This window comes from Novosphingobium sp. TCA1, assembly GCF_009811895.1.
Taxonomy (GTDB): domain Bacteria; phylum Pseudomonadota; class Alphaproteobacteria; order Sphingomonadales; family Sphingomonadaceae; genus Novosphingobium; species Novosphingobium panipatense_A.
On sequence record NZ_BLJH01000093.1, the window covers coordinates 1 to 3,276 of the forward strand.

General features: G+C 65.8%; 3 protein-coding genes. 1 reads left to right on the forward strand and 2 read right to left on the reverse strand.

Annotated elements, in window-relative coordinates:
- Window positions 1-46 precede the first annotated feature (46 nt).
- Complete coding sequence (locus NTCA1_RS28060; protein ID WP_133085124.1) at window positions 47-964, forward strand: recombinase family protein; 918 nt, start codon at window positions 47-49, stop codon at window positions 962-964.
- A 449-nt stretch (window positions 965-1,413) separates the two neighbouring features.
- Here the strand turns inward: NTCA1_RS28060 and NTCA1_RS28065 are convergent, their stop codons facing one another.
- Together NTCA1_RS28065 and NTCA1_RS28070 are read right to left on the reverse strand one after the other, a co-directional pair.
- A complete protein-coding gene (locus tag NTCA1_RS28065) occupies window positions 1,414-1,758 on the reverse strand; it encodes a hypothetical protein (RefSeq protein WP_133085125.1) in 345 nt (114 codons plus the stop codon).
- Between the two features lie 37 nt (window positions 1,759-1,795).
- Entirely contained in the window at window positions 1,796-3,157 is a 1,362-nt protein-coding gene (locus tag NTCA1_RS28070) for a TolC family outer membrane protein (RefSeq protein ID WP_133085126.1), read from the reverse strand.
- Window positions 3,158-3,276: the final 119 nt, after the last annotated feature.

Here is a 3,276-nt window from a genome sequence, read left to right on the forward strand (position 1 = left end):
TACGGGGGCAACCGAACGGTTGACCTCGTTAGATGGATTGTGACAGATGCCCCTTATTGGCTACGCCCGCGTATCGACGGACGAACAGGACACGTCTGCGCAGCTCGGTGAGCTTCAGCGCGTGGGCTGCGCAACCATATTTGAGGACCGGGCCAGCGGTGGCAGCCGGAGCCGACCTAAACTAGCCAGCGCGCTCGCAGCGGTAGGGCAGGGGGACACCCTTGTGGTTGTGCGGATTGATCGCCTCGCACGATCGTTGTCGCATTTGCTCGAAATGGTTGAAGGGCTTCGTGCGAAGGGGGCGTATTTTCGCTCGATCAACGATCCGATCGACACCAGCAGCCCGCAAGGCATGCTGATGACACAGATGCTGGGCGCCTTTGCAGAGTTCGAACGCGCGCTTATTAGGGAGCGTACGCGCGCTGGCCTCAAAGCGGCAGTTGCCCGCGGCGCTAAGCCGGGAAATCCGAAAATGCGCGCCCGGGATCCGTCAGCAATCGATGCCTTGCGTCACACCCTGAGAGAAAAGCATCTCCACGATCTGATCGATGGGCGGCGGGGTTGGCTGCCGCTCGTTGAGCGCCTGCGCCCGCAGTTGCCCTGGGCGGTGGTGTTGCGGCACATTCGGTCGATCAAGCCCCCGGTGCGTTCGTTTTCTGAACGCACGCTGGTGAAGGCGTGCCGAACGCTTGTTGATGCAGGCTATGCAAATCCTGTGATCCTTGAGACGGCGCCGCGCCTTTCGAATGATAGTCGCGTTGCCCTACTCGTTGCGGACAAGCTCAGGAGCGAGCCAGACGCGACGCTGCGCGGCATTGCGGCTTGGTTAAGTAAGGATTTGCGAGAGCCAACGCCGCGAGGGGGGATGCAATGGTCACCTGAGGGCGTGAGACGAGTCATTGCGCAGGCGCAAGGCCTAGGCATTCTTCCTGATAGATCGGCGGCCCGGGGAATTCGCGAATGAGCGTAGGAGAGCGAGCACGAGATCAGAATTCCGTTAGCGGCCCGGTGCCTGCCTCGAGCGGATCAAACAGCCCGATCCTGACGTAATTTGGGACTTCACGGTCGTTCCCGAGCGCGACCGTGAATGACGCGTTTCGCCGAAACCTGACATTGGCGGATACGCACCCCAAGGTCATCCCGCGTTCGGTTATTGGTCGGCTCGCGCCGTCAAACCGCGAGACTGCATCCACTAGATTAGTTCGTCGCACTAGTGGGCGCTAGTGGTCCCCTTCGGGTTCAGATAGACCCCGTGCGAAAGCGCTCATAGATGTGAAGCTCGGCCGACGCTACTGCCTCCCGCCAAGCTTTATAGAATTGCACAGGAGTTCGCCATTTACTCGTCGTCCGCCGCCACGACAATGAACGTAGGCGGCGCATCGGCGGGAACCGGCGTGCAAAGCCCGCCATAGATCAGGCTGGCAAAGTCCGGTGATCGTGCCCTACGGCGTGGTGTAGATTTCCGTCACCACCGTCCATTTCGGCATCGGGATGAACCGGTGATGCGCTAGGTACAGCCGAGAGCATGGCGATGGGATTGTCGCTGACGGGAGCCATAGTTTCAAGCGTCATATAGGGGGCGTGCTGGACAGCCCATTCGTCACTCTGCTCCATGAGGATGGCGCCGATCAGGCCCGTGAACACTCGCTTCGGCGCCCCCCCCAAAAAAAAGGCGCCTTCCACGTCGGCCCGGATACCCCTTCGGATGCCTTCAATCCCCGGCGCAACCGCCCGCACTCGCCAGCGGGCATTTGGCATGTCCGCCTGCTTCCTATCGGTCAGGCAATCGGGTCGGTCACGGCCGCGTTTCTGGCCGGATCGAAGTCATAAGGCGATCGGCCTCGTCGAGTTCCTCGAATCCCAGATCGCCGGTGGACGCTGCCAGCTTCAGCCGGGCCAGGATATAGTCGTAGACGGCCTGCGCGCGGTCGCGGTCGGTGGCGAAGCTCTGGCTCTGTGCGTTGAGCACGTCGTTCTGGGTGCGGATGCCGACGTCGCGCCCGGTCGCAGCGGCGCTCTGCTGCAGGTCGGCGGACCTGAGCGCGGTGTTGAGCGCGGCGACCCTGCGCGCGCCGGTCGAGGCAGCCTGCCACGCCTGCTGCGCCTGAAGGCGGGCATCGCGGCGCGCGGCGTCGAGATCGCGCAAGGCCTTGGTCGCGTTCGCCTGCGCCTCGCGTTCCTTCGACTGGATGCCACCGCCTGCATAGAGCGGGACGGTCAGGCGCACGCCTGCGGAAGCGGTCTGGATGCGGTCGGGCACGATGCCGTTGCCGCCGTCGCCGCCCATCCGGAATTGTCCCTGGTAGCCTGCGACACCCTCGATCACCGGCCGGCCCGACAGGCCGTAGCGGTCGATTTCCGCCCCGGCGGCGCGCGCGCTGTGCTCGGCGGCCCTGACGGCGGGCGCGCGGGTCTCGGCGCGTTCCTGGATGTCCTGCAGCGAACCGGTCGGCACCGGCGCGACGAAGTCGGCGGCGGGACGTTCGAGCCCCTCGGCGCCGAGGCCGGTCAGTTCGGAGAAGGCGGCGCGGGCATAGGCCAGTTCCGCTTCGGCGCCGATCCGCTGCGCTTCCGCCGCGTCGCGCTGGGCTTCCGCCTCGCGCACGTCGGTGATCCGCGCGCGTCCGGCGTCGAAGCGGGCCTGCGCGCCCTTGCGCTGCTGTTCCGCCGCCTCGACCTGCCGGGTGTAGGAGGTCAGCTTGTCCTCGCCCGAAAGCACCGAGAAGTAGGCGTCCGCCACGCGCAGGATGAGCGCCTGCTGCTCGCCTTCGAACTGGACGTCGGCGATCGCGGCCTTCTCGCGCAGCTGGGTTGACTGGGCACCCTTGGCGGCGTCGTAGATCGGCTGGACGGCCTGCACCGCCACCGAGGCGCGTCCCGAGCTGCGCTGGCCGGTGAACACCGGCGTGAGGTCTTCGGGCAGCTGGGCGTTGGTTTCGGTCATGTTGTACTGGTAGCCGGCCTGGACCTGCACGCTCGGTCGCTTGAGGGCGCGGGCCTGCACGGCGGCTTCCTGCCCTGCATCGCGCTCGGCCTCGGCGCTCTGGTGGTCGGGGTCGTGCAGGGCTGCGGCGCGCCAGGCGTCGACAAGGTCCGTCGCATGGGCGGGCGTCGAGGAAAGCATGGCGGCAGTGGCGAGGAACAGGACGCGGCTCATGCCTTCGCGCCCTCGGGGGAGGTGTCGTGCATCGGGGTCTCCGGCGTGGTGTCTCGCTTGCCCGCGCGGTCGAACACGAGTTCGTAGAGCGCCGGGAGGAACACGAGGGTAAGGATCGT

Excerpts from the sequence above, each read along its gene's own strand:
- NTCA1_RS28060 (WP_133085124.1), top strand. The coding sequence starts at position 47 with ATGCCCCTTATTGGCTACGCCCGCGTATCGACGGACGAACAGGACACG.
- NTCA1_RS28070 (WP_133085126.1), bottom strand. The coding sequence starts at position 3,157 with ATGAGCCGCGTCCTGTTCCTCGCCACTGCCGCCATGCTTTCCTCGACG.
- NTCA1_RS28065 (WP_133085125.1), bottom strand. The coding sequence starts at position 1,758 with ATGCCAAATGCCCGCTGGCGAGTGCGGGCGGTTGCGCCGGGGATTGAA.